This is a genomic window from Bifidobacterium commune (assembly GCF_900094885.1).
GTDB lineage: Bacteria > Actinomycetota > Actinomycetes > Actinomycetales > Bifidobacteriaceae > Bifidobacterium > Bifidobacterium commune.
Genome location: NZ_FMBL01000001.1, coordinates 853,658 through 877,780, shown reverse-complemented (window position 1 = coordinate 877,780; position 24,123 = coordinate 853,658). Strand labels below are relative to the sequence as shown.

General features: G+C 52.9%; 19 protein-coding genes, 1 tRNA gene and 1 pseudogene. 19 read left to right on the top strand and 2 right to left on the bottom strand.

Annotation, left to right across the window (positions count from 1 at the left end; genetic code table 11):
* Positions 1–126: 126 nt before the first annotated feature.
* The 5 genes and pseudogenes from GA0061077_RS03545 to GA0061077_RS07240 form a co-directional block, all read left to right on the top strand.
* Positions 127–1,758 (top strand): ABC transporter substrate-binding protein, encoded by a 1,632-nt coding sequence (locus tag GA0061077_RS03545; RefSeq protein ID WP_091847485.1) that lies wholly within the window; start codon positions 127–129, stop codon positions 1,756–1,758.
* 125 nt (positions 1,759–1,883) lie between these two features.
* Positions 1,884–2,981, top strand: a complete 1,098-nt coding sequence (locus tag GA0061077_RS03540) for an ABC transporter permease (RefSeq protein ID WP_091847484.1) — start codon at positions 1,884–1,886, stop codon at positions 2,979–2,981.
* Position 2,982: 1 nt separating this feature from the next.
* Positions 2,983–4,173 carry an ABC transporter permease gene (locus GA0061077_RS03535; RefSeq protein ID WP_221182600.1) on the top strand — a complete coding sequence of 397 codons (1,191 nt, stop codon included), beginning with the start codon at positions 2,983–2,985 and terminating at the stop codon, positions 4,171–4,173.
* 113 nt (positions 4,174–4,286) lie between these two features.
* Positions 4,287–5,996 carry a dipeptide ABC transporter ATP-binding protein gene (locus GA0061077_RS03530; RefSeq protein ID WP_091847650.1) on the top strand — a complete coding sequence of 570 codons (1,710 nt, stop codon included), beginning with the start codon at positions 4,287–4,289 and terminating at the stop codon, positions 5,994–5,996.
* Positions 5,997–6,694: 698 nt separating this feature from the next.
* Positions 6,695–6,907 (top strand): annotated as a pseudogene (locus tag GA0061077_RS07240) (hypothetical protein); the annotation flags it as partial.
* A 372-nt stretch (positions 6,908–7,279) separates the two neighbouring features.
* Here the strand turns inward: GA0061077_RS07240 and GA0061077_RS03520 are convergent.
* Positions 7,280–7,921: a hypothetical protein gene (locus GA0061077_RS03520; protein WP_091847482.1), complete on the bottom strand. Its 642-nt coding sequence runs from the start codon at positions 7,919–7,921 to the stop codon at positions 7,280–7,282.
* Positions 7,922–8,097: 176 nt separating this feature from the next.
* On the opposite strand from GA0061077_RS03520, the gene GA0061077_RS03515 reads away from it, so the two are divergent.
* A complete protein-coding gene (locus GA0061077_RS03515; protein WP_091847649.1) occupies positions 8,098–8,697 on the top strand; it encodes an NAD(P)H-dependent oxidoreductase in 600 nt (199 codons plus the stop codon).
* A gap of 183 nt (positions 8,698–8,880) precedes the next feature.
* Here GA0061077_RS03515 and GA0061077_RS03510 read toward each other — a convergent pair whose 3' ends face one another.
* On the bottom strand, positions 8,881–10,002 hold the full coding sequence (locus tag GA0061077_RS03510) for a hypothetical protein (RefSeq protein ID WP_091847481.1): 1,122 nt from the start codon (positions 10,000–10,002) through the stop codon (positions 8,881–8,883).
* 326 nt (positions 10,003–10,328) lie between these two features.
* On the opposite strand from GA0061077_RS03510, the gene GA0061077_RS03500 reads away from it, so the two are divergent.
* From GA0061077_RS03500 to GA0061077_RS03440, 13 genes are all read left to right on the top strand, one after another.
* Positions 10,329–10,868, top strand: a complete 540-nt coding sequence (locus tag GA0061077_RS03500; protein ID WP_091847479.1) for an NADPH-dependent FMN reductase — start codon at positions 10,329–10,331, stop codon at positions 10,866–10,868.
* Positions 10,869–11,215: 347 nt separating this feature from the next.
* On the top strand, positions 11,216–11,854 hold the full coding sequence (locus GA0061077_RS03495; RefSeq protein WP_159426907.1) for a CE1759 family FMN reductase: 639 nt from the start codon (positions 11,216–11,218) through the stop codon (positions 11,852–11,854).
* A 247-nt stretch (positions 11,855–12,101) separates the two neighbouring features.
* Positions 12,102–12,812, top strand: coding sequence for an ECF transporter S component (locus GA0061077_RS03490; protein ID WP_091847648.1), 711 nt, complete (start codon positions 12,102–12,104; stop codon positions 12,810–12,812).
* Positions 12,813–12,899: 87 nt separating this feature from the next.
* Positions 12,900–12,973 (top strand) — tRNA-Ile (locus GA0061077_RS03485).
* Between the two features lie 490 nt (positions 12,974–13,463).
* Positions 13,464–13,676, top strand: coding sequence for a 50S ribosomal protein L31 (gene rpmE, locus GA0061077_RS03480; protein WP_091847477.1), 213 nt, complete (start codon positions 13,464–13,466; stop codon positions 13,674–13,676).
* Between the two features lie 122 nt (positions 13,677–13,798).
* Positions 13,799–14,887 carry a peptide chain release factor 1 gene (prfA, locus tag GA0061077_RS03475; RefSeq protein ID WP_091847476.1) on the top strand — a complete coding sequence of 363 codons (1,089 nt, stop codon included), beginning with the start codon at positions 13,799–13,801 and terminating at the stop codon, positions 14,885–14,887.
* A 32-nt stretch (positions 14,888–14,919) separates the two neighbouring features.
* Positions 14,920–15,912, top strand: coding sequence for a peptide chain release factor N(5)-glutamine methyltransferase (gene prmC / locus GA0061077_RS03470; RefSeq protein ID WP_091847475.1), 993 nt, complete (start codon positions 14,920–14,922; stop codon positions 15,910–15,912).
* Between the two features lie 168 nt (positions 15,913–16,080).
* On the top strand, positions 16,081–16,743 hold the full coding sequence (locus tag GA0061077_RS03465) for an L-threonylcarbamoyladenylate synthase (RefSeq protein ID WP_091847474.1): 663 nt from the start codon (positions 16,081–16,083) through the stop codon (positions 16,741–16,743).
* Positions 16,740–17,903: an MraY family glycosyltransferase gene (locus GA0061077_RS03460; protein WP_091847473.1), complete on the top strand. Its 1,164-nt coding sequence runs from the start codon at positions 16,740–16,742 to the stop codon at positions 17,901–17,903. Before GA0061077_RS03465 ends, GA0061077_RS03460 begins: the two co-directional genes overlap by 4 nt.
* Before the next feature lie 32 nt (positions 17,904–17,935).
* Positions 17,936–19,486, top strand: a complete 1,551-nt coding sequence (gene guaB / locus GA0061077_RS03455; protein WP_091847472.1) for an IMP dehydrogenase — start codon at positions 17,936–17,938, stop codon at positions 19,484–19,486.
* A gap of 242 nt (positions 19,487–19,728) precedes the next feature.
* Complete coding sequence (orn, locus tag GA0061077_RS03450; protein WP_091847471.1) at positions 19,729–20,379, top strand: oligoribonuclease; 651 nt, start codon at positions 19,729–19,731, stop codon at positions 20,377–20,379.
* A gap of 123 nt (positions 20,380–20,502) precedes the next feature.
* Positions 20,503–21,903 carry a PIF1 family DEAD/DEAH box helicase gene (locus tag GA0061077_RS03445; RefSeq protein ID WP_091847470.1) on the top strand — a complete coding sequence of 467 codons (1,401 nt, stop codon included), beginning with the start codon at positions 20,503–20,505 and terminating at the stop codon, positions 21,901–21,903.
* 200 nt (positions 21,904–22,103) lie between these two features.
* Positions 22,104–23,903: a proline--tRNA ligase gene (locus GA0061077_RS03440; protein ID WP_091847469.1), complete on the top strand. Its 1,800-nt coding sequence runs from the start codon at positions 22,104–22,106 to the stop codon at positions 23,901–23,903.
* Positions 23,904–24,123 lie beyond the last annotated feature (220 nt).

The following is a 24,123-nucleotide window of genomic DNA, read 5'->3' as shown; positions in this document are numbered from 1 at the left end:
GGTAACTGGGAATGTTTGGGTGCGGATTGGATTTTGATGGTATTCGCCGTTGCGAAACAGTGAATAGATATCGTCTGTTTTTGTACTCGGATATTTCCGACGATGATTTAGAGAGGGTCCCATTGTATGAGATATAAAAAAATATTGGCCATGTTCAGCGCTGTTGCGGCGTTGGGTTCACTTGCAGCATGCGGCGGTGTGAAGAGTGATTCAGGTTCCGCTACGGACGCGTCGACGATTACCATCGGCACCACCGACAAGGTGACCACCGTGGATCCTGCCGGTTCGTTCGACAATGGTTCGTTCGTCGTGCAAACCCAGATTTATCCTTTTCTGTATTCCCAGGATTACAACTCTTCTGAAATCAGTCCGGACATCGCGGCTGACAATGGCACATGGAGTGCCGATGGGAAGGAACTGACCGTTAAAATTAAGCCGGGCTTGAAGTTCGCCAACGGAAACTCGCTGACGTCCAAGGATGTCAAGTACACATTCGACAGGGTCAAGAAAATCAATGACCCCAAAGGCCCTTCCTCGTTGCTCGCCAACATTGGATCCGTCGAAGCACCCGATGACACCACGGTGGTTTTCAAGGCCTTGGTTCCCAACGACGTGACGCTCAAGCAGATCTTAGCCAGTCCTGCTGCACCGATCGTTGACCATTCGGTCTACCCGGCCGATAGACCCGCGACGACTGATGAGGTCATGAAGGGGCAAGGCTTCGCCGGACCATACAAACTCGATCAGTACCGGCAGAACGAAGTTGCTCAGTTCATCAAGAATCCTGAATACAAGGGTCTGACTCCTGCGAAGAACAAGACGATACAGCTCAAGTACTTCGCTGATAACTCGAACCTGAAGATGGCAGTGCAGCAGGGTAGCGTTGACGTTGTCACGAGTCGGTTTTCTCCGACTGATATCGAGGATCTGAAGAAGGATGGCAAGATCAATATCCTTAAGGGTTCCGGTGGTGAGGAACGATTCATCGTCTTCAACTTCAGGCTTCAGCCATACGGTGAGAAGAGCACCGATCCGAATCCTAAAAAGGCCAGCGCGGTGCGCGGTGCGGTCGCCGATTTGATTGATCGCGATTCCATTGCAAAGCGTGTCTACAAGGGTACCTATACACCGTTGTATTCCTTCATTCCGAAAGGCTTGACCGGTCACGAGGACACGTTGAAGCAGACCTACGGTGACGGCAACGGCAAACCGAGTCTTGATAAGGCCAAGAAGAGGCTTGAGGAAGCAGGTGTGAGTACTCCTGTCGACCTGAAGTTGCAGTACAGTGCCGACCATTACGGCTCCTCCGCGACAGATGAATATGCTGCTATTAAGTCTCAGCTGGAAAGCGGTGGTTTGTTCAAGGTTGATTTGCAGCAGACCGAGTGGACTCAGTACATCAAGGATCGTGTCGTCACCAAGGACTCTGATGGCTCCTATCCGGCTTATCAGCTCGGCTGGTACCCGGATTATCCGGATCCCGACGATTACCTATCGCCCTTCTTCCGTGATGGCAACTTCATTAACAACGGCTACAAGGACGTTGCGATGAATGCCCTTATTGCCCAGCAGGCTGGTGAGCAGGACAAGGACAAGCGAACCGAAATGCTCAAGCAGATTCAGGAAATGGCAACGAAGGATCTTCCCATCATTCCTCTTCTGCAGGGTGACCAGGTTGCGGTGACCTCATCAAACATTAAGGGCGTTGTGCTGGATAGCTCATTCCGCTTCCGTTACGCCCCTATCGTTAAGTCTTGATGGCGTAATTGCATTAATCATGCAATCGAAGATTTGACGTGTCTGCGCTGATACCGGCTGTCGCTTTTCGGTGGGGGCCGGTATTATGCTGTCTGGACGTTGTTAATTCAAAGAATTGGTAGGATATGTCTGGAGAGACTGTCGGTCAGGTGGATGCAAAAGCGCCATCTGAGGCAAAGAAATCTAAGAAGAATAGGCTGTCAGGCGGATTTTTCCGTTTTGTGCTGACAAGGTTCCTGTTGATTATTCCAACGGTGTTCATTCTGGTGACCGTTGTGTTTTTCGTTATGCGTGCGACCGGTGACCCCATTTCGGCTGCTCAGGGTGGAAGGTTGAGCCCTGATGAGCTCCAGCGGCGTATTCATGCCGCAGGCTATGACCGTCCGTTGATTGTGCAGTACGGTGACTACTTGCTTAAGCTGTTGCACGGCGATCTGGGAACCACGTTGACCGATAACCAGCCTGTTAGTTCCATTCTGATTCATTACGGTGCGGCGACCTTCGAGCTGGCTGTTCTGGCCCTCGTTGTCGCGCTTGTCGTCGGCATTACGTTGGGTCGTTTAGCAGCCAAGCATCGCGATCGTCCTTCGGATGCGGCGATCAGGATTTTTGCGATCCTTTGCTACGCTACTCCGGTGTTCTTCCTTGGTCTTGTTCTTAAGCTTGTTTTCTCTTCGTCGATGGGTGTGTTGCCTAGTTCCGGACGGTCTTCTCTTGAAAGTGAGATGCAGTTCGGCAGGCTCATTTCACCTACAGGTTTCTACATCATTGATGCATTCCAGCTTGGTGACATGAGAGTGCTCGGCGATGTTCTTGTGCATGCAATTCTTCCCGCAGTTGCGCTGGGGCTTCTCACCGCTGGTGTGTTCATCCGCGTGGTGAGAACCAATGTCATCTCCACCTACAGCTCAGGTTACATCGAGGCTGCGCGTTCGCGCGGCGTACCAGAGAAACGTCTGCTTTCAAAACATGCCTGGCGTCCCGCACTTATCCCAATCATCACGGTTATGGGCATGCAGATTGCGACCATGCTTGCCGGTACGGTGCTTACCGAGACCACATTCGAATGGAAGGGCTTGGGTTTCATGCTCTCCCAATATTTGAAAGCACGCGATTTCGTGGCAGTCCAGGGCATCGTCATCCTGATTGCCGTCATCGTAGCCGTCGTCAATTTCATCGTCGATGTGGTCTGTGCGTTGATCGACCCGAGAGTGAGGTACTGAATTGTCTAGGGAAATTTCGACCTCCACCGCCACAGCACTTTCTGAAGACGAGCGTCTGGAACAACTCAAATCAAAGAAAGAGCCTTGGTTCTCCAAGCTTCCGTTTATGAGCGAACTGCGCATGTCTGTCGGTTGGCAGCGGGGAATGTTGGTCACAGGATTGGTCATCACTGCGCTTTTCGTGCTTGTCGCGATTTTCGCACCGGTGCTCGCGCCTTATGGTTTCGCTCAGGTCAAGACGTCTGACGGGCAGACATTCCCGACGCAGGCCGCGCCGAGTGCCAAACATCCTTGGGGTACGACGGTCGGAGGTTTTGACGTGTTGAGCCGTACCATCTGGGGTACGCGCACTGCGGTCATCGCCATTATCGTGGCTGTTGTGCTCTCAATTTTCGTCGGCGTGCTTCTCGGTCTGGTCTCCGGTTACTTCGGCGGCTGGATCGACCGCGTGCTTGTGGTGATCGCTGACGCCCTCTACTCCTTCCCGTCGCTGCTGCTTGCCATCCTCATGGCCATCGTCATCTCCGGCGGTCAGTCCAGCCTGTGGGGTGGTATCTTTGCTTCGGGCATCTCTATTACCGTGGTTTACGTCCCGCAGTATTTCCGTACCATTCGCGCCGAAGTGATGCGTATCAAGGAATCTGCCTACATCGAGTCCGCTCGCGTGGTGGGTGCCTCCACGTGGAGGATCATGAGCAATCACCTGCTGAAGAATTCGACGCGTACACTGCCGGTCATCCTGACTCTGAATTGTTCTGAAGCTGTTTCAACCCTTGCAGGTCTGGGCTTCCTGGGCTTCGGCATCGAGCCGACTGCGGCTGCTGAATGGGGCTACGACCTGAACCGTGCGGTTGCTGACGTCACCGCTGGTATTTGGTGGACAGCGATCTTCCCGGGTCTGGCCATTGTGCTGATCGTTTTGGGTATCACGCTCGTAGGCGAGTCGTTGAACGATCTCGCTGATCCGCGTTTGCGCGCCCGCAAGTCCGCTGCCGAAGTCATAGGTTCCATCGAGGATACGTCCGTTGACCCGAACAAGGCCGACGACGTAGCTGTGCAGATTGAAGGTAAGCCTATGAAGACGGATGATGCGATGGATACCGAGACTGGGGTCGTTGATAAACCCACTGTCAATGGCTCTTCTGATGAGCCTGAACAGTATTCGGACGCTCAGCGTCAGGGAGATGAGTGAGAATGAGCGAAACGAATAATACAAAAGCTGTTAACATGGTCTTTCCGAACGAGGGCGCCAAAGATGTCAATACGTCTGGTGCCACATATGGGCAGTCTGCTCCAAATGCTGTGATGCCGCATCTTTCTAAGGATATGCTGGCCTCGGTCGATAAGCTTGGCATTTCCTTTGTCACGGATGCCGGCCCGATCAAGGCCGTCGATGACATTACCTTCACCATCCCGCGCAGGACTGTGGTAGGCGTGGTCGGAGAATCCGGCTCCGGCAAGTCCGTCACTGCCCGCTCAATCATCAAGCTACTGCCCGAGACGGCATCGACTTCCGGCGCGATTTACATCTCCAACAAGGAAGGCACCGGGGAACTTGACGTGCTCAAGCTTTCCGGAGAGCAGCTGCAGCAGCTTCGTGGCGGTGAGGCAGCCATGGTCTTCCAGGAGCCCAATTCGGTGCTGAACCCCGTGTTCACCATCGGCTGGCAGATTGAGGAGGGGCTGCGCGCTCATGGCATGAAGGATAAGAAGGAACTTCGCGCCAAGGCCATCGAGATTTTGCAGAAGGTCGGCATCCCCGATGCCGAGACTCGCATCGATTACTATCCACACCAGTTCTCTGGCGGCCAGAAGCAACGTATCGTCATCGCTATGGCGTTGGTGCTCAACCCCGGGTTAATTCTTGCGGACGAGCCCACTACGGCGCTTGACGTGACCGTGCAGATGGAGATTCTCGATTTGCTGCGTTTGGCCCGCGACGAGTTCGGTGCTTCCGTGCTGATCATCACTCATAATATGGGCGTAGTCGCTGACATCGCCGATCAAGTGGTTGTCATGTATCAGGGGCACGTTGTCGAGCAGGGCGACGTGGAACAGATTTTCTACCACCCGCAGGATCCATATACCCAGCGTTTGCTGGCGTCGGTGCCTCGCATTGGCGAGAAGCTCGTCGTCAAGGACAGGTACGGCAGTGTCGTCACCCGCACGACCGATTGGCGTAAGGAGCCCGTGGTTGTCGAAGCGAAGGGGATGAGCGTCACCTATCCCGGCCGCCTGATGCAGCCCGATTTTGTGGCCGTCAACAAAGTTGATTTCACTATCCGCCGTTCTGAGGTTCTTGGCTTGGTGGGGGAGTCCGGTTCCGGTAAGTCCACCACCGGGCGCGCGATCGCCGGTCTGCAAAAGATCAGCGACGGATCGCTGAAGGTCTTTGGTGTTGAGATGAACGGCGTCAAAGAGCGTGATTTCAAGCCCAAGCGTGCCGACATCGGTTTCGTCTTCCAAGACCCGGGCAGCTCATTCGACCCGCTCATGACCATTGCGCAGAACGTCGCCGAGCCGCTGATTGTGCACAAGAAGTATGCGTCGGTCGCCGAAGCAAGAAACTACGTCGGCGAACTGATGGAAATGGTGCAACTCCCGCGCGTCTACATGGACCGCTTCCCGCACGAGCTCTCCGGTGGACAGCGCCAGCGTGCCTCGCTCGCCAGGGCCCTCGCGCTCAAGCCGTCGCTGCTGATTGCCGACGAGCCGACGTCTGCGTTGGATGTGTCAGTCCAGGCCAAGGTCCTTGAGCTGTTCAAGCGCTTACAGGTCGAAATTGGCTTCGCCTGCCTCTTCATCACCCACGACCTCGCGGTGGTCGACATGCTCGCCGACCGCATCATGGTGATGCACAAGGGCCAAATCGTCGAGCACGGTGACGCCAGCCAAATCATCGAACACCCCCAGGATGCTTACACCCAAAAGCTCCTGGCCTCGCTCCCGGTCCCAGACCCGCGCCAGCAGCGAGAACGTCGTGCCCTACTCCATCACATTCCCGGTCAGGAGTAGCGACCGGTCCCGGTTCTGGTTCGTTGAAGTTTGAAATGTCTGGTTTGCGTCAATCATGCTTGCGCAAATCAGACATTTTGATTAGTTGAGTGTGAGTTGAGCGGGTTTGGATCGTGCATCCAAGAGTACGGATGGCATCCCCGGCGCCTTCACGTTGTGGTATTGCACGGTAGTATCTTAGTTGTGGATATTTTCCCTTTTGAAAGTGAGTTTACGCTGTTACTGCGTCAATATGGCATTCCCTTGCTGTAGGTGTCGCTTGCTGCCATTCTGCTTATTTATCTGTATCGCGAGATTAGGCGGCTACGGCTGTCATGACAGGTCCTTTCCGTTTGCACTATTGAGGTGCTGAGGGGGGGGTAATCAGTCGATCGCATGGTGCGGTGCGATAGGGTCCGTTGATTTGGTGTTCCCTTATTGGCAATTTCCGAAAAGTGACGGCACGGCTGATTTGTGATGATCAAGCAATAAAGTTATCAAGCCGAAAGCGTTCTCGAGGTGGCCGGTTTTTCATTTAAACCCGAGAACCCGTTGACGTTGTATGGCCTAACATTGCTGATGCGCGATGAGGGACAATCGATTGACTACTGCCCGCTGGAGTCGTATAAGCGGCAACTGGTGATGAAACGAGTTAAGGCACGGCAATGTGCCGCGTCGGTTCAGTCAATTGTTACTAGTTTTCGTCGAATCCTACCGATTTTGAGCCGTTCTGTGCTGATTTATACAAGCGGTTTGATTATCGGGCTTCCGTCAAGCCTCCCGCGAATGACGACGATTTCGATTTGAAGATTGAAAAGGATGGGCGCACCTATATCGCCGAATGCAAATGTATGATTCGAGCCATCGCGTCGGGCGGCCCCTGCTGCACAAGCTTGTCGGTGCCAGTACGGCGCAGTGGGCGCAAGGTTTGATTTTCATCATCACCGCAGGTATACGGCACAAGCCGTTGCCTATGCGAGCGAATGCTGTATCCAGTTGATCGATGTCAACACGTTGGTGCAAATGTGCACGCGGGTGCGGGGCAGCGTTCTCGCGCAGCAAGCCATCGATCTCAGCTGTTTCGAATTGACCGAAGACGACCTGCTATGCCAATCCCGAAGGCATGCGCCACACAAGTTCGTGTGATTGGTTTTCTGGCGCCTGGTCGCCGTCTTCATTGACATCCGACATCTGTATTCATGATGAGGCCTTTTATTCGAAATGCACCTCTTCAAAGAGGTGCATTTCGAATAAAAGGCTTTCTGGGTCGCTTCGTCGTGCCTTACTTCAAAATATACCCATAATCAATTATTCGGCGCGAAGTAAGGGGTTTGTTTGACATACTTTTGCAAACGCTTATCTGAGGTTGCAAGCAAGTAAAGACCGGGTTTCATGTTGTAGTCCTCCGGTGCACAACTGTAAATGCGAACCCAAGCGTTGTCGTACACGTCGGTAAATCTAAGGGCGGCCAGTGTATGTTTGTCGCCATCGGAATCGAAGAATGCGGGACTTGGCAGTTCTTCTCGGCTATTTTTGCAAATGGGATAGTCCCATGCCGAATACTGTAAATTCTCTGTCGCGCTTTTAGGCGAGATGATCCAGTTTCCCCGGGAGAATGTTCTCCAGGGTTTATGTGCTTTTGGGATGACGGTTAAATTTGCGGGGTCAAGATGCTTTCGCTGATGGGCAAGTTCGGGCCACTGCGCATGAACTTGTATGTTTCGAATGGGACCTTCACTGTCATTGACGATGCAAATTTTCCAACCTTCTTGGCTTCTGGTTATCCATGAATCAACAAGAAAAGCGTTGTGCCGAAGTTCGTAATAGTTATTTTCAACTCGTGCCTCATTGTTGCGTTTTGAATCGATTTTCATCTGCCAAACGGGTACTGCCATCGCTACCAGCACTGCGATTATGGTACCTATTGCTTGAATCCAGTCAGCCATCTCTGCCTTGCTTTCTTATGAAGGAATTTACGTGAGTTTAATATTAAAGATCCTGCTGGTTTCCCTTTTGTTTTGTCTTACTGTGTGGAATAAGCATTCGCGGTTTGGAATTGTGCTCTTTGGGTCCTTAATGAAGCGTTGGAGGAATCTCACACTTAATTTGTACAATGGGCTACATGAGCAAATTCTTAGCAATCACGGCGAATCCGGATCCGGAGTCGCTGACGCAGTATATTGGCAAGGCGTTTCTTGAGGGCGCCGCAAGCAAAGGCGCGGACACTGAGTTCGTTGACCTGCACGCCGTCGGTTTTGATCCAAGATACACGATTGCCGATCGCACGCAGTATCTTGATGAGGGGCCAATGCCGGACGATGTCGCGCAGATGCAGCGCAAGATTGCGGATGCCGACGTCATTGCGATGGTCTGCCCGATTTACTGGTTCACCATGCCAGCGATGATGAAAGGCTTTGTTGATCGTGTGCTGTGCCGTCATTTTGGGTACAACCGCGATGGCAGCAAATCGGCTATTGCCGACAAGAAGTTCCGGTTCATTGCACTTACCGGCAGCTCGAAGGACTGGTATCGCGAGTCCGGTATGCACGAGTCTCTATATAACCAAGTCGTCAACTATATGTTCCATCAGTATTGCGGTGTGAATGATGCCGATCTGGTGTACGTTGACGACCTGAATATGGGCGATGGCTCGCAGCCTGCACGTGAGGCCGCTTCTGAACATATCCAGCGCATCAAGAAGCTTGGCGCTTCCATGGCATAAATGACCCTAGGCAGGGGCTGAAACATGTATGGGCATGGCAACCCCAAACTACAGGGTGTTGTACGGGGTAAGACTCCGACGTGCGAACAGTTCGGTCGAATTCAACTGCTTCGGGATTTCATGAAAGCGGACTTGAAAGTCGTCAACTGATTTACGGTTTTAAGCGTTGACGCTGGCCCTGATTCAGAATCTGTCGTAACGATGTACGTTGCGTCGGACCATCCAAGGGTCCGGCAAGTAGATGCCGTCTACGCCGCCTTTAATACCTAGTTGTCTGCATTCTTGGTCGCCTTTTTTTGGTTCCTGTCGTATGCGAGAATCGGCTATGGCTTCAAGAAAGCCTGTTATCTCTTTGATGGAGCGGTAGGGATATGGCGTTGTGCACCAGACTGGTGCTGCTTCGACGACAACAGCGGAGGGCTGGAATGTGGTTTCTTCGTCCGTAATCAGGGCTTTCGGTGCACGGTCTCCGGACAGTTGTCGTTCAGCTACCTGATTTGTGTTTCCGGTCATGCCCGCTGGCGAAGTCGAATGAAAACCCACGGTGATACTGACGTTGCTCAGATGACTTGCCTGCGCTGCTGCGGTAGCCATGGCTTCGGCGACAGGTCGGCATGCATCATGAAATTCCGCTTCGTCAAACACCGTAAGAATATTGTGGCTTTCGTCTGTATTGTCGCTCTGCTCCTCTCCAAGGGGTGTGTGAACGCAATATCCGCTTGCGGCGACTGCGGCGCCGTGATTGATGATGACGGCCCATTCCTCGCAGATCGTCGGGATGTGCGCGTTGACGGAAATCAGCGAATCATTTGGTGCATTGCGCAAATCATCTTGCAATTGGGGGAGAGTCCGTCTTGCCGCTCTGAATTCAGGAACCCTCCCATTGCCGAGTTGTGACCAAGGACGGGCACCCAGTCCATCCGGAAATGTCGTCCACGTTCTGATTTGGGCCACATCCGCGCAGACAGCTTTACGTCCCGTCAGTTTTGACGGCAAAGAACTAAGCCAGTTGGCAGGAGGGGCTTCAAAGAGCAACGATTCCATGTTGTGCCGATTCCGCCATCCGTTGAGGGCGATGAGCAGATCGGGTGTAATCCATACCGCTTCGTCCTCCGCCAGATCCTGCGCAGGTTCAAAGCCGTAATTGTAGGAAAGGTTCCAGCCACGCACTGCGTAGTCCGAAACATCATTGGTGACACCGGTCCGGTGAAGTGAGGTATCTGTAATGTGAGATTTGTCGAAATAGTCTCTGAACGCGCTTTGAATCCAGAAAAGTGGGCTGATAACGTGAAAATTGGGGCTCAAAACGTCTCGATTCGACAGTTCTTTTGTGCTGTCTCCAAGTCTAGACCGCAGTGCTGAATAGTCAAAACCATTGGAATGAGAGCTTTTTGAAGGGTCATGTCATATCTGAGCAATACAATAATTAGACATTTGGTCGATTCCGATTTATTCCCAGTTATCTCATGGCGGAATATGACACTTCTGCCGACGTCGCATAGCATCATTCTTATCCGCTTATACGTTGCAATGAGAAACATCGTTTGCGGAGGTGAGCAAAAGTAAGATGTCGCACAAAGTGTACGCCGTCTGATAAACCCCGACAAGGGAAAGAAACAAGGAGTGGTGTCATGGTCAAAATCGCCGTTTTTGTAGGATCGTTGCGTAGGGAATCCGTCAACAAGAGTCTTGCCAAGAATGTGGAGCGACTTTCTCCCGAGGATGTGGAATTCGACTACATTGACATGGACCTGCCTCTGTATAACCAAGATCTTGATGGTGATCTGCCGTCCAGCGTCACTGAAATGAAGCGTAAAGTGGAGGCCGCCGACGGTGTGCTCTTCGTCACGCCGGAATACAACCGCAGTTTTTCCGGAGTCATGAAGAACGCCATCGATTGGGCCTCGCGTCCATGGGGAGAAAATTCATTTAGCGGCAAGCCCGCAGCCATTGTGGGTGCGTCGATGGGAGCGCTCGGCACCACGCAAGCGCAGCAGGCATTGCGTAACGTTGCCCTCTTCCTCGATATGCGTCTTATGGGGCAACCTGAGCTTTATTTCAATGCGGTCACTGGATTGGATGAGAATGGCAAGGTTGTTGAAGGTTCCGAAGATTTCCTCCGTCGTTTTGCCGAGGCGTTTGCCAAACACGTTGAAAACAACGGGCAATGAGGCTATCCATTTGTTCGGTAATCGTCTGCTCGACCGGATGAAAAGCCATGTCCATGTGTTGTTTCGCATGTGAGACTTGTGTCAAAATCTGCGGCGAGTGATGTCGCGTCATGTCGGCAAAGGTAAAAAATCTCACATGTACAAAGGCATTAAGGGTGTCTATTGTGAATACAGTTACCTCTTTTGTGCTAATGGTATGGGATTTTTCCGTGTCGGGCGCGTTAAAGTGGTAGATTTGCAAGGTGATTGGGCATGCGGGATTTGGCCGAAGGGCGTTATGATGCATGTCGGTAATGAGTAGAAATGGGCATCGGGAACGAAGTCATGTTTACGAGGAGGAGCGCACTGTGGGTTTTGAAGAGACGGATGATATCGTAACGTTGGCCGCCAAAGCGGAAACGGAAATGGTTCAGTGCCACCTGACGGTTGTCAATGCAGGAATCTCGGAACCCTCCAGTACGCGTCGTCTGGCGCAGGAAGTCAGCGAAAAGGCTCGGGCTTACCTCGAAGTTCGGGGTAAGGAAGTAACGGTTGAGATGATCACGCTGCGGGACCTGGCCGACGATATAGCCAAAGGTTCCGTAGGTGACAAATACGGTGAGCGTCTCGATTCCGCGATTGCCGCAGTTGGGGCCGCCGATGGGCTTGTTGTTGCCTCTCCGATTTACAAGGCTTCGTATTCCGGTTTGTTCAAGGCGTTCTGGGATCTTGTGCCCCGAGACGCGATCATCAATATGCCTGTGGTATTGGCGGCAACAGGCGGTTCGAACCGCCATGCATTGGTGCCAGATGTGGTTATGCGCGGTCTTTTTGCGTTCTTCCGGGCTGTGCCGACCGCCACGAGTCTAATGGCGACGAAAGAAGACTTTGGTACTCCTGAGCTCGAGAAGCGCGAACGACGTGCTGCCGGAGAGCTTGGTGCGCTGATGCTTTCCAATGTGCGCCATCAGCCGCTCAATGAGCCTGTCGACCATGTAAACTGGTGACATTCCGAATAGGATGGCGCTTCTACCGCTCTACGGGCCATTTGATTTGATGGTTAAACGGTTTGATGCACTCCAGTGATTCAATAAGCTACCTGGAAACTGAAATCCTTGGTAACGCAATTGGTCTTAGACGAACGGTTCATGCACTTGTCTGCTAGAGTGTCGAATGACGTCTCCGCCCGAGCCGCGCAGGTCAAGGGGCGTTGGGATAACTGCTGTGCGCGGTCTTGAAATTCAAGGAATCACCATGGCCGCTCATGTCTCAAAGCCGGAACAATCATCCCGATTGTCTTCAACGTCTTCTGTCAAGTCGAATGAATCCATATCCCGTCCCTCTGACGCCGTAGCGCAGATTCCTGCGAACAGGGGATCTCGTTTGCGTTGGCGTGCCGCGGATATTGCAGTCGGTGCGGCCTTGGGTGTGGCTTGTGGTGTAGTGTTCTGGGGGTTCAATTTCGCCTATTCGTGGATTTCTCCACTACTTGGTGCTGTGTTGCCCGGCGTGGCAAGTCTCCTGCATGCTTTTTGGTATTTTTCCGGTCCGTTGGCCGTGCTCATCATTCGCAAACCCGGGGCAGCAGTCTATGTGAATTTCGTCGGCAGTGTTGCGGAGATGGTTTTCGGCAATTCGTATTCGTTCGGTTTCGTATTTCTCTCCGCTTTGTTGCAGGGTGTATTCGCCGAGCTGCCTTTCACCATTGAGCGGTATCGGCGGTTCAATCTTCCGCTGACTGTCGTTTCAGGGGTTCTGACGGCTGTCGAATATGGTATCTTCGTCCTTGTTTTCAGATTTCAAGGTGTGGCATTCCTCAGTGCAAGGGGCATCACGCACATGGTTTGTGAGGTTATCGGTGGCGCGCTGATCGCCGGCGTGATGAGTTGGGTGTTGTATTTGGCCATCGCCAGGACGGGTGCGCTTGACCGCTTTGCTTCGGGCCGTGCTGTAAGAAGGCAGTAATATCTCGATTCGCAATCCCTGTGACAACGCTCAACGAATGATGGTCAGAGCCTTTGCTAAACTGGCCGCGTTGGTTTTTGCCAGCGTGGGGCTTTAGCTCAGTCGGTTAGAGCAGCGGACTCATAATCCGTCGGTCCAGGGTTCAAGCCCCTGAGGCCCCACTTTATGAAATTCCTGCAACCTCAACGGTTGCAGGGATTTTTCCGTTTTTGCGCGCATGGCAGGGTTGGATGGGCTTAAAGAATCGGTTTGTGCCCCGTCTTTCGGGTTTCGGATGTCGGCAACAAGGTGAGTCGTCAATATGCGATGCCGGCAAAAACTGGTCGGTATGTTGAACTCTGCGTCATGGAATTTGCGTCTGCCTTGGTGCTCCAGGTTATGCCGCAGTTCCGGTGTCTTTGATGTTTCCATGTTGCACAGTCTGCTCGCAATCGAATCGGCTCACGGAATAATTCGGGTATGATTTGACCATTCTTGCGGTTATCACAGCGAGAGCTGTTGTTCGATCTGCGAAAGTGGAAGCGGCTCATTTTGGTCGCCTCTTTGTAAGGGACAGAGGTCAACGCTCGTTGGTACAATTTCACTGTTCCGGTTCACGTCCGGCCATCGGGGCTAGGCGACCCGGGTCACCTGAATTCCTTAGGAGACATTATGAAGCAGGGTATCCATCCCGACTATCACGCAGTGCAGGTTACCTGCTCTTGCGGCAATACGTTCGTTACGCGTTCCACCGCTCCGGGCGATCACATGACGGTTGATGTATGCGCCAACTGCCATCCGTTCTATACCGGCAAGCAGAAGATTCTCGATACCGGTGGCCGTGTCGCACGCTTCGAGAAGCGTTACGGCAAGAAGAGCAACTAGCATTCTTTACGCCAGCCATGCTGGTTCGGGCTTTTATGTCCGGACCATGGCTGGCGTTTTTTGTACCCAAACACATACTTTCGCGTTGTTGCTTATCATGAGCACAGAATGAAGGACTTTGCATGGCAGATAATCAATTCCCGGCGGCGCAGAGCGCATTGGAGGAGTATGAGGATCTTGAGCGCCAAATGAGCCAGCCCGAGATTGCCTCCGACCCCAAGGCAATTCGCAAGTTGGGTGGACGTCATGCTCAGCTCGGTGGCATCGTCGAGGCCTATCGTGCATGGAAGCGCATAAAGGACGATGCACAGGCCGCCAAAGAGATGGCCAGTGAAGATCCGGATTTTGCTGTGGAAGCTAAGCGTCTAGAAGCTGAAATTCCCGAGGCAGAACAAAAGCTGCGCAATGCGTTGATTCCTCGCGACCCGGATGACGTACGCGATGTGATTATGGAGATTAAGGCCGGTACCGGTGGGGAGGAAGCGGCACTATTTGCCGCAGATTTGTTGCGAATGTATACTCGCTATGCTGAAAAGCGCGGCTGGACTACCACTATTCAGAGCGAAAATGGAACCGAGCTTGGTGGTGTCAAGGATGTGCAGGTCGCGATTCGGGCTAAAGGCACGCCGACCCCCGAAGAGGGCGTGTGGGCGAGCCTCAAGTACGAAGGGGGAGTGCATCGTGTTCAGCGTATCCCTGTTACCGAGTCGCAGGGGCGCATCCAGACCTCCGCGGCCGGTGTCATCGTTTTTCCTGAAGCCGATGAGGATGACGACGAGATTGAGATCGATCCCAAGGATCTCAAGATTGACATCTTCATGAGTTCGGGCCCCGGAGGACAGTCCGTCAACACGACGTATTCTGCGGTGCGTATGACCCATATCCCCACGGGCATCACAGTGAATATGCAAGATGAGAAATCGCAGATTCAGAACCGTGCTGCCGCGCTTCGTGTGTTGAAATCTCGATTGTTGGCGATGAAGCACGAGCGGGAGGCCGCCGAAGCTGCCGATATGAGGCATTCCCAGGTCCGTTCGCTTGATCGGTCGGAACGTATTCGTACGTACAATTTCCCAGAAAACCGTATCGTCGATCATCGCACGAATTATAAAGCGTACAACTTGGATCAGGTGCTGGACGGCGATTTGCAGGCGGTTATCGATAGCGACATCCAGGCCGATGAGGCCGATCGCATGTCCAAAGGCAACTGATTCGGTAACAGTTTGTGGGGAGGCATCGGCACATGGTGGACTCGACATCTGAAATTCTGCAGAAGGCAACTGGATGGCTGAAAGATGCGGGAATTGATACCCCGCGCAATGATGCCAAACTGCTGTTTGCTGAGGCCTTTGGGGTTTCGCCGAGCGATGTCGAGAAGTCCGTTTTGCTGGGTACTCCGCTGCATGCAGTTGCCAGTTTGAATCGAGCGAGTGAAGCTGGCATACGGGATACCAGTGGTTTCAATACAATGGGAACTGTAGCTGCCGACGATAAAAACGATGTCGAAGAGTTAGCGATTCGACGGTTGTCTGTAATGCTGGCACGGCGTAAAAGCCGGGAACCGTTGCAGTATATCGTTGGGCACGCTCCTTTTCGTTATTTGGATTTGGCTGTGGGGCCGGGTGTTTTTATCCCCCGACCGGAAACGGAGATCGTTGTTCAGGAAGTCATTGATTGGCTAAATCATGAACATGTCGACAACAGTCGCTTGGTCGATTTGTGTGCTGGCAGCGGGGCAATCGGCCTTTCTATGGTCACGGAAGTGCAAGATAGTGAAGTCTGGGCCGTTGAGCAGTCCGATGAAGCTTTTGAATGGATCAAGCACAATAATCAAGAAGTCGTTAAGCAGGAGCCGTCGGTCGAATCCCGCTATCATCTCGTTCAGGCCGATGCCACAATTCCCGCTACATTGGATCATCTGGACCGAAGCATTGATGCAGTGGTTTCCAATCCGCCGTATGTTCCGCTCGAGCAAATCCCCGAACAACCCGAAGTGCGTGATTATGACCCGGAAATGGCGTTGTATGGCGGTAGTGCTGATGGTACACGCATTCCGGAGCGCATCATAATGCGTGCGTACAGTTTGCTCCGACACGGCGGTGCATTGGTAATGGAGCACGACATCTCACAAGGCGAGTCGCTCGCTGATTTCGCCAGGACACATGGTTTTTGCCAAGTGCGAACGGGTAATGATCTCACAGGAAGATCGCGTTATCTTTTTGCCGTCAAAAGCTAGTTGGGCTTATTCGGTGGCTTTGGAAAGCGTTTGGATACTGTCGAATGAGCGGGGCGAGCGGCTGACGTAATGAGGATGTAATTGCCGTGCTGTGATCGGTTATGTTTGGTCGGTGAAGTCGGGGTGCAATGGTGCAATTAATGCATACTTTGAGATGTTGGAGGCAATATGAATGATGTACGCGCAATTGACGAAGACTCGTTGGCGTTGGCTGCCAAAATCGTCAGTGAAGGCGGACTTGTCGTATTGCCGACCGATACGGTCTACGGAGTTGCAGCAAATCCGTTCAGTGCCGGGGCTGTGAACGGGATTTATGTAGCAAAGCGTCGCCCGCGCAGCAAAGCGTTGCAGGTATTGCTTTCTTCCGTTGATGATTTAGCGGGGCTGGGGCTTTATCTTCCCGATGCTTTGGCGCGCTTGTCAAAGGTGTTTCTCCCTGGTCCGTTTTCGCCGATCGCGGTCGCAAGGCAGGACTCTCGTTTGGTTACGTTGCACAAAGAAAAGGAGGCCGAGCGTACCCAGGCGGTGCGTGTTCCCGATTCTCAGACATGTCTGGAAACTTTGCGTGTCACAGGACCTTTGGCTTGTTCGAGCGCGAATCGCAGCGGGGGAGAAAGCCCTAAAACTGTCGAGGAAGCGGTTGCGGCTCTCGGTGATGAGGTGGATCTTTATCTTGACGGTGGTCCGACTTCCAGCCATGTCGCCAGCACCGTGGTTGCGGCGGATGCCAATGAGCCCAATGGTATTCGTATCCTCCGTGAAGGGGTTATCAGTGAACCTCGTCTTCTTCGAGCTCTGGCGAATTCCGAGAACAGGGGCGTGAAAGAGTGAGGGTATACCTGTTTATCGCTGCAATTGCGGCAGGAGTCACTTGGTTGGTCACTCCTTTAGTGCGTCATCTTGCCATTGAAATCGGCGCGGTCGGTGAGGTTCGTGCCAGAGATGTGCACACGGTTCCAACCCCTCGTATGGGTGGGTTGGCAATGCTCATGGGTCTTACAGTCGCGATCGTGTTCGCTAGCAAGATGCCCTTTATTTCAGGTCTTTTTGTAGGTTCGTCACAGGCATGGGTGGTACTTGCCGGGGCGGTGCTTATCTGTCTGTTGGGCGTGGCTGATGATCTTTGGGACCTTGATTGGATGCTTAAGTTGGCCGGACAGTTGCTTATTTCAGTGTTTGTTGCCTGGGGCGGGGTGCAGATTATTTTCTTGCCGTTCGGATCTTTGATCACCGCTTCGCCCAGCATTTCGATGGCCATAACCGCTTTCCTTATCGTCGCGTCGATTAACGCGGTTAATTTTGTTGATGGTCTCGATGGCCTTGCTTCCGGTATCGTGGCCATTGGAGGCATCGCCTTTGCCGCATATTCCTATGTCATTGCACGTTCGACGCCCAGTTATGCTTCGATGGCGACGCTGCTTGATGTTGCCTTGGTGGGGATCTGCGTCGGTTTCCTCCTTCATAACTGGCATCCCGCCAAGTTGTTCATGGGAGATTCCGGATCGATGTTACTGGGCTACATGATTACCTGTGCATCGATTATCATGACCGGGCATCTTGATCCCGCTTCCGTTCATACCAGTATCTATTTACCGGTGTTCATGCCGATTATGTTGCCGATTTTGGTCCTTTTCTTGCCGGTGCTTGACATGTGTCTGGCGATTGTTCGGCGGTTGAGCAAAGGCCAGTCACCGATGCACCCTGACCGTATGCATCTGCATCATCGCATGCTTCGCATCGGCCACAGTGTACAGGGTGCCGTTCTTATTCTTTGGGGTTGGGCCGCACTGATTTCCTTTGGATCGATCATGATTCTCTTCTTTAGGTGGCAGTACGTACTTGTCGGCATGATGGTGGCCACCGTGATTCTTGCAATCTGTACGTTTTCGCCCTATCTGATGCGTAGATGGCTTGAGATGCAGAAGCTGGAGGAACCTGTGGCTCAATGTCCCAGACATTCGGAGGATCAGAAGCAACTCCGGGGGATGTGAATTTCGTCATCCCACCCCCATATAGTTGGGTTATGGCTATTAATTCTCAACCTGATACCAAAGCATCCTTCAGTCCACTGCCTCCAGTTTTCGAGAAATTGGGACTTGCATACGATGATGTCCTGCTAATGCCGAGCGAAACCGATGTTATTCCTTCGCAGGTGGACACCACTACGCATCTCACCCGTGAAATCACGATGAAAGTGCCGATGATTTCTGCGGCTATGGACACGGTTACCGAGTCGGATATGGCTATTGCCATGGCTCGTAATGGTGGCATTGGTGTGTTGCATCGCAATCTTTCCATCGACGATCAGGCCGCGCAGGTTGATATCGTCAAGCGTAGTGAGTCGGGTATGATCACCGATCCACTCACCGTCAATCCGGACGCCACTCTTGCCGATTTGGACAAGCTTTGTGGCCGTTTCCATATTTCGGGTCTGCCGGTGGTCGACAGCGACAACAAGCTGCTTGGCATCATCACCAATCGTGACATGCGTTTCATTCTTCCCGAAGATTATGATCAGTTGAAGGTTAAGGATGTGATGACCAAAGACAATCTTGTCACAGGTCCTGCCAACATCTCCCGTGAGGATGCCCACGATCTTCTGGCCAAGAACAAGGTTGAAAAGCTGCCGTTGCTGGATGACGAAGGAAGGCTTACCGGACTCATCACCGTTAAAGATTTCGTGAAAACCGAGCAGTACCCGGATGCTACCAAGGATGATCAAGGACGCTTGCGCGTGGCGGCTGGCATTGGCTTCCTCGGTGACGCATGGCAACGTGCTTCGGCTCTTATGGAGGCGGGCGTCGATGTGCTGGTCGTGGATACGGCCAATGGGGAGGCTCGTCTGGCTTTGGATATGATCAAGCGCCTCAAGTCCGACAGTGCTTTCGATGGCGTTCAGATTATCGGTGGTAATGTGGCCACCGCTTCCGGCGCTCGGGCCATGATTGATGCCGGTGTCGATGCAGTCAAGGTTGGTGTCGGACCGGGCTCGATCTGCACCACTCGAGTGGTTGCAGGTGTCGGTGTTCCTCAGCTTACTGCGGTTTATGATGCTGCGCAGGTTTGCCGTGCGGCAGGCGTGCCTTGTATCGCTGATGGCGGTATCCATTATTCGGGAGACATCGCCAAGGCGTTGGTTGCAGGTGCCTCCACCGTTATGCTCGGTGGGACTCTTGCTGGATGCGATGAAACCCCGGGTGAGAAGGTTCTGCTTCATGGCAAGCAGTACAAGATATACCGTGGCATGGGATCGTTGGGTGCGATGGCGCCACGAGGCAAGAAGTCCTATTCGAAGGACCGTTATTTCCAAGCTGACGTAACCAGAGGAGACAAAGTCATTCCCGAAGGCGTCGAAGGCGAAGTACCGTATCGTGGTCCGCTTAATGCGGTCCTGTACCAGATGATTGGTGGTCTGCATCAGTCGATGTTCTATGTCGGCGCTCACAACATTGGGGAGATGTCCGAAAAGGGACGTTTCATTCGCATCACTGATGCCGGTCTGCGTGAATCGCATCCGCATGACATCGTGATGACTGCCGAAGCACCGAACTACAGCGGTTTTCACCAAAACTGAGTGCTTATTAGGAAGTACTCTTAACGATAGCTAGAGGGGTCTCGGCGGCGGCCGGGGCCCCTCTGTTGTTTTAAGGACATTTGGCACGGCGGCCTAGCGAGAGGAAGTACCTTCTCATAAATCGGACGCATTGTGAAATTTGGTAATCGTGCTGTTGACAACGGTCAGCCATGGATTGCGCAGAGTCTGGCGCGTGCGATAGTCTGTAGAGTTCTGAAGTTGGCATCGAAAAGGAAGCAAACATGGTTGATATCGACGATGATGAGACATATTCTTCGAAGGATTCGCGGCTGATTTGGATCGACTGCGAGATGACCGGTCTTGATATTTTCGGCGGTGATGAGCTGGTCGAGGTGTCGGTCGTTCCCACAGATTTTGAACTTAATGTGCTCGATGAAGGTGTGGACTACGTTATCAAGCCCTCGCAAAAAGCCGTGGATCACATGGGTGACTTTGTGCGTGCGATGCACACACGTTCCGGCCTCATCAACGAATGGGGGAATGGCCTCACTCTTGTCGACGCGGAGCAGAAAGTCAGCGAGTATGTCGCGCGCTTCACTCCGGATGGGGTCAAACCGTTGCTTGCCGGCAACACCATTGGCAGTGATAAGAAGTTCCTTGACCACTACATGCCGGGCTTTATGAGCCATCTGCATTACCGAACCATTGACGTCAGCACGTTCAAAGAACTTGCGCGTCGTTGGTATCCGTCGGTGTATCTGAATCGCCCTCCCAAGAACGGCGGGCATCGTGCGCTTGCAGACATCATAGAGTCGCTTGATGAGCTGCGCTATTACCGTGAGGCACTCATGGTGCCGTCGCCGGGCCCGGATGGGGATCAGGCCAAGAGCTTAGCGGCTCGCATTGAGGCTACAAGCCTGTTGAACAAGTAGTCGCTCGTTTTCTGGCACCGACATCCGGAGTGCCGCATAGTGCTTGGCGCTCAAGGACTTTGGTATTTCGGATCGACCTGGGTCTTGCCTAGTAGCGAATCGAAACCTGATCGGGAGGGAAACATGAGACAGTCGGAGGCTCTGACGATTCTCGAAACGGGCGCGAGTGCGTTCATTACCGGTGCGCCCGGTGCCGGTAAGACCTATGTTCTCAACGAATTCATTTGCGCTGCTCGTGCTCGTGGAGCGTCCGTGGCGGTCACCGCTTCCACGGGAATCGCGGCAACTCATATCAATGGACAGACCATTCACTCCTGGAGCGGTGTCGGCGTTGCCGAAGTCATGACTCAGACACTGATGAAGCACATTCGATCGCGTCGAAAACGTAGGATCGAAGCTGTGGATATCCTTGTTATTGACGAGGTTTCGATGATGCCTGCATGGCTGTTCGATATGGTTGATGACGTATGTCGAACACTACGGCACAGCCCAGAGCCGTTCGGTGGCTTGCAAGTCGTGCTTTCCGGTGATTTTTTCCAGCTGCCTCCTGTCAACAGGACGTTTCATCACAACGATGCGCCGACCAGTTCTGAGTTGCAGATATCTCGCCAGCGTTACGCCGATACCGGCAAAAATCCCGGTGGTTTTGTTACTGAGTCCTTGGCGTGGAATCAGTTGAATCCCGTGGTCTGTTATCTCACCGGTCAGCATCGACAGGACGACGGGCAGCTGCTGACAGTTCTTACCGACATTCGAGAGGGTGACGTCACTCAGGAAGACCACGATGTACTCGCCGGACGCATCGGTAAAGCCCCGGCTTTAGGGCAGGTGGCGGTTCATCTGTTTCCTGTCAACAGGCAGGCCGATATGCTCAATGATCTGCGATTGTCACAAATTAACGATCAAATTCACGAATACCATGCGCAATCCGTGGGCCCTGCCAATCTTGTTGCAAGTCTGAAAAAGAGCATGCTGGCTCCTGAAGTACTTGGCTTAAAGAATGGTGCCGCGGTTATGGCCCTGCGCAATGATGCTGACCATCAGTATGTCAACGGGTCAATCGGCACTGTGGAGGGATTCGCTTCCGAAGCCAAGGGAGGCTGGCCCATCGTTACCTTCGAAAATGGTAATACGGTGATTATGAGGCCGTCTTCATGGGAGATGATGGACGGGGAGACAGTTTTGGCCAGTGTCAAGCAAGTGCCGTTGCGTTGCGCCTGGGGCATTACCATCCACAAGTCCCAAGGCATGACGCTGGACAAGGCTGTGATGGATCTGCGGCGTTCATTTGCTCCGGGTATGGGATATGTAGCGCTCTCTCGAGTCGAGAATCTTGACGGTCTTTATCTCGATGGCATCAGTGAGCGTGCATTCCTTGTTTCCCCCGATGCAGTTCTTCTGGACGGTGAGCTGCGCAGAGAGTCCGAAGCAGCCAGCACGAGCTTGGCCACTGAAGGCCAAGAAGCATTTATCAGGCGTGGTGCCGGTGCAGAAGATGAATTCGCGCAGGACGGGCTCTTCTGAATCTGTACTTTACAGGATGAAACTCCTTGTCCTTTATTTGATTTTCTTTCGAATAATTGATTGAGGAGAGGATCCGACAGGGCACCGAAGCTTTGATATGGCGGTTGCGGTGAGGGAGTGCGACCGGTGTGTCTGTGGCTCTTTATAGCTGCAATGTCTGCTCGCGCGAATATTTTAGGACTATGACAAAAGCACTTCGTATGTCCACAATGTTTCTGCGTACGCTTCGCGAAGACCCGGCTGATGCCGACGTTGATTCGGCACGTCTCCTTCAGCGAGCTGGTTATATCCGCAAGGCAGCACCCGGCATCTGGACGTGGCTACCGTTGGGACTGAACGTCCTGAACAAGATCGAGTCCGTTATTCGCGAGGAAATTAATGGCATCGGTGGTCAGGAGGTTCATTTTCCTGCACTGCTTCCGAAAGAGCCCTATGAGGCGACGCATCGTTGGGAAGAATACGGAGAGAACATTTTCCGTCTCAAAGATCGACATGAGGCCGATTATCTGCTTGCCCCGACCCACGAAGAGATGTTCACCCTTCTGGTCAAGGACATGTATTCCTCATACAAAGATCTCCCGGTGACGCTGTACCAGATTCAGACCAAGTACCGTGACGAGTTCCGTCCTCGTGCGGGTTTGGTGCGTGGTCGCGAGTTCATTATGGAGGATGCATATTCATTTACACTTGACGAAGAGGGGTTGAAAAAAGCGTATGTTGAAGAGCGCGACGCTTATGAGCGTATCTTCAAACGCCTCGATTTGAACTACATCATGGTTCACGCGGTTTCTGGGCCCATGGGAGGATTTGAATCACAGGAGTTCCTCTCTCCGATGGCCATCGGAGAGGATACGTTCGCTCAGGCGCCTTCGGGTAAGGCATGGAACGTAGAGGCTCTGACCACGCCTGAGATGTCTGCGATTGATTGCTCTCATACTCCTGCAATGATCTTGCGTGATCTGCCCGATGCCAAGAGTGTCGATGCAATGGTTAATCAGTGCAACGCGCTTTATGCGCGTGAAGATGGTCGCCAGTGGACGCAGTCGGATATGCTCAAGAACGTGGTCATCGCGGTTAAGCATCCCGAAGACGAAGAGCATGATGAGCCGTGGCGTGAGGTTGTTGTTGTGGCGCTGCCCGGCGACCGTCAAGTCGACATGAAACGACTTGAGGCGCAATTTGCTCCGTCAGAGATCGAAGAAGCCAACGATGCTGATTTGAAGGCCCATGCCGAACTGGTCAAAGGATATATCGGACCAAGCGTCCTGGGACCGCAGGCTCGTGTGGAAGGATCTGAAATCAAGAATCCCTTGCGCTATCTTGTTGATGCGCATGTTGCTCAGGGCTCTTCATGGGTTACCGGTGGCGACAAGGATGGTGTTGACGCATTCAATATGGTTTACGGCCGCGATTTCAAAGCCGACGGCACTGTCGAAGCGACCGAGGTTCGTGATGGCGATATGAGTCCGGATGGTTCGGGGCCGCTGAGCTTCGAGCGCGGGGTCGAAATCGGTCAGGTCTTCCAGCTCGGATTGAAGTATTCTCAGGCACTCGGTCTTCAGGTTCTTGACCAGAACGGTAAAACCGTGCCGATATGGATGGGTAGCTATGGCATCGGTGTTTCTCGTGTGCTGGCTTGCATTGCTGAAACCCATCATGACGACAAAGGTCTCGCTTGGCCTGCCAACCTCGCTCCGGCGGCTGTGCACGTCGTTGCTACGGGCAAGACGGAAGAGGTGTTCGATGGTGCTGAGAAACTTGTTGAACAGCTTGAGTCTGAAGGGCTTGAGGTCATCTACGACGATCGTAAGAAGGTTTCTCCCGGCGTGAAGTTCAAGGATGCCGAGTTGCTTGGTGCGCCATTGATCGCGGTCGTCGGACGTGATTATCTTAACGATGGAACCATCGAGATTCGCCACCGCAACGGGGACAACATGGCTAAGGTTGATGGAGACGCTGCGGCGCAGGTGCTTTTGAAGCGGTACACTGATATGCTCTGAGCATTGTTCTGTTAATTTTTAGCGGTCGGTTCTTCTTTGTGCGAACCGACCGTGTTTTATTATTGAGTCGCCTCGCCTTCGCGCAAGTGTGGGCTATTAATTGTTTTGCACTGGTTTCCTCATTGTTGAAAAGCGGGATGGGGTCCTGCATTATTTCCATTATCGGAGATATTAAAGTTATTAAACCGGTTGTTGTGTATCTGTTTCTGAAGTTCGACAC

What these genes read in the sequence shown, in the direction of transcription:
- GA0061077_RS03445 (WP_091847470.1), top strand. Translation starts at nt 20,503, where the DNA reads ATGAGACAGTCGGAGGCTCTGACGATTCTCGAAACGGGCGCGAGTGCG.
- rpmE (WP_091847477.1), top strand. Translation starts at nt 13,464, where the DNA reads ATGAAGCAGGGTATCCATCCCGACTATCACGCAGTGCAGGTTACCTGC.
- GA0061077_RS03500 (WP_091847479.1), top strand. Translation starts at nt 10,329, where the DNA reads ATGGTCAAAATCGCCGTTTTTGTAGGATCGTTGCGTAGGGAATCCGTC.
- orn (WP_091847471.1), top strand. Translation starts at nt 19,729, where the DNA reads ATGGTTGATATCGACGATGATGAGACATATTCTTCGAAGGATTCGCGG.
- GA0061077_RS03515 (WP_091847649.1), top strand. Translation starts at nt 8,098, where the DNA reads ATGAGCAAATTCTTAGCAATCACGGCGAATCCGGATCCGGAGTCGCTG.
- GA0061077_RS03440 (WP_091847469.1), top strand. Translation starts at nt 22,104, where the DNA reads ATGTCCACAATGTTTCTGCGTACGCTTCGCGAAGACCCGGCTGATGCC.
- GA0061077_RS03530 (WP_091847650.1), top strand. Translation starts at nt 4,287, where the DNA reads ATGCCGCATCTTTCTAAGGATATGCTGGCCTCGGTCGATAAGCTTGGC.
- guaB (WP_091847472.1), top strand. Translation starts at nt 17,936, where the DNA reads ATGGCTATTAATTCTCAACCTGATACCAAAGCATCCTTCAGTCCACTG.
- prfA (WP_091847476.1), top strand. Translation starts at nt 13,799, where the DNA reads ATGGCAGATAATCAATTCCCGGCGGCGCAGAGCGCATTGGAGGAGTAT.
- GA0061077_RS03520 (WP_091847482.1), bottom strand. Translation starts at nt 7,921, where the DNA reads ATGGCTGACTGGATTCAAGCAATAGGTACCATAATCGCAGTGCTGGTA.
- prmC (WP_091847475.1), top strand. Translation starts at nt 14,920, where the DNA reads ATGGTGGACTCGACATCTGAAATTCTGCAGAAGGCAACTGGATGGCTG.
- GA0061077_RS03545 (WP_091847485.1), top strand. Translation starts at nt 127, where the DNA reads ATGAGATATAAAAAAATATTGGCCATGTTCAGCGCTGTTGCGGCGTTG.
- GA0061077_RS03540 (WP_091847484.1), top strand. Translation starts at nt 1,884, where the DNA reads ATGTCTGGAGAGACTGTCGGTCAGGTGGATGCAAAAGCGCCATCTGAG.
- GA0061077_RS03465 (WP_091847474.1), top strand. Translation starts at nt 16,081, where the DNA reads ATGAATGATGTACGCGCAATTGACGAAGACTCGTTGGCGTTGGCTGCC.
- GA0061077_RS03490 (WP_091847648.1), top strand. Translation starts at nt 12,102, where the DNA reads ATGGCCGCTCATGTCTCAAAGCCGGAACAATCATCCCGATTGTCTTCA.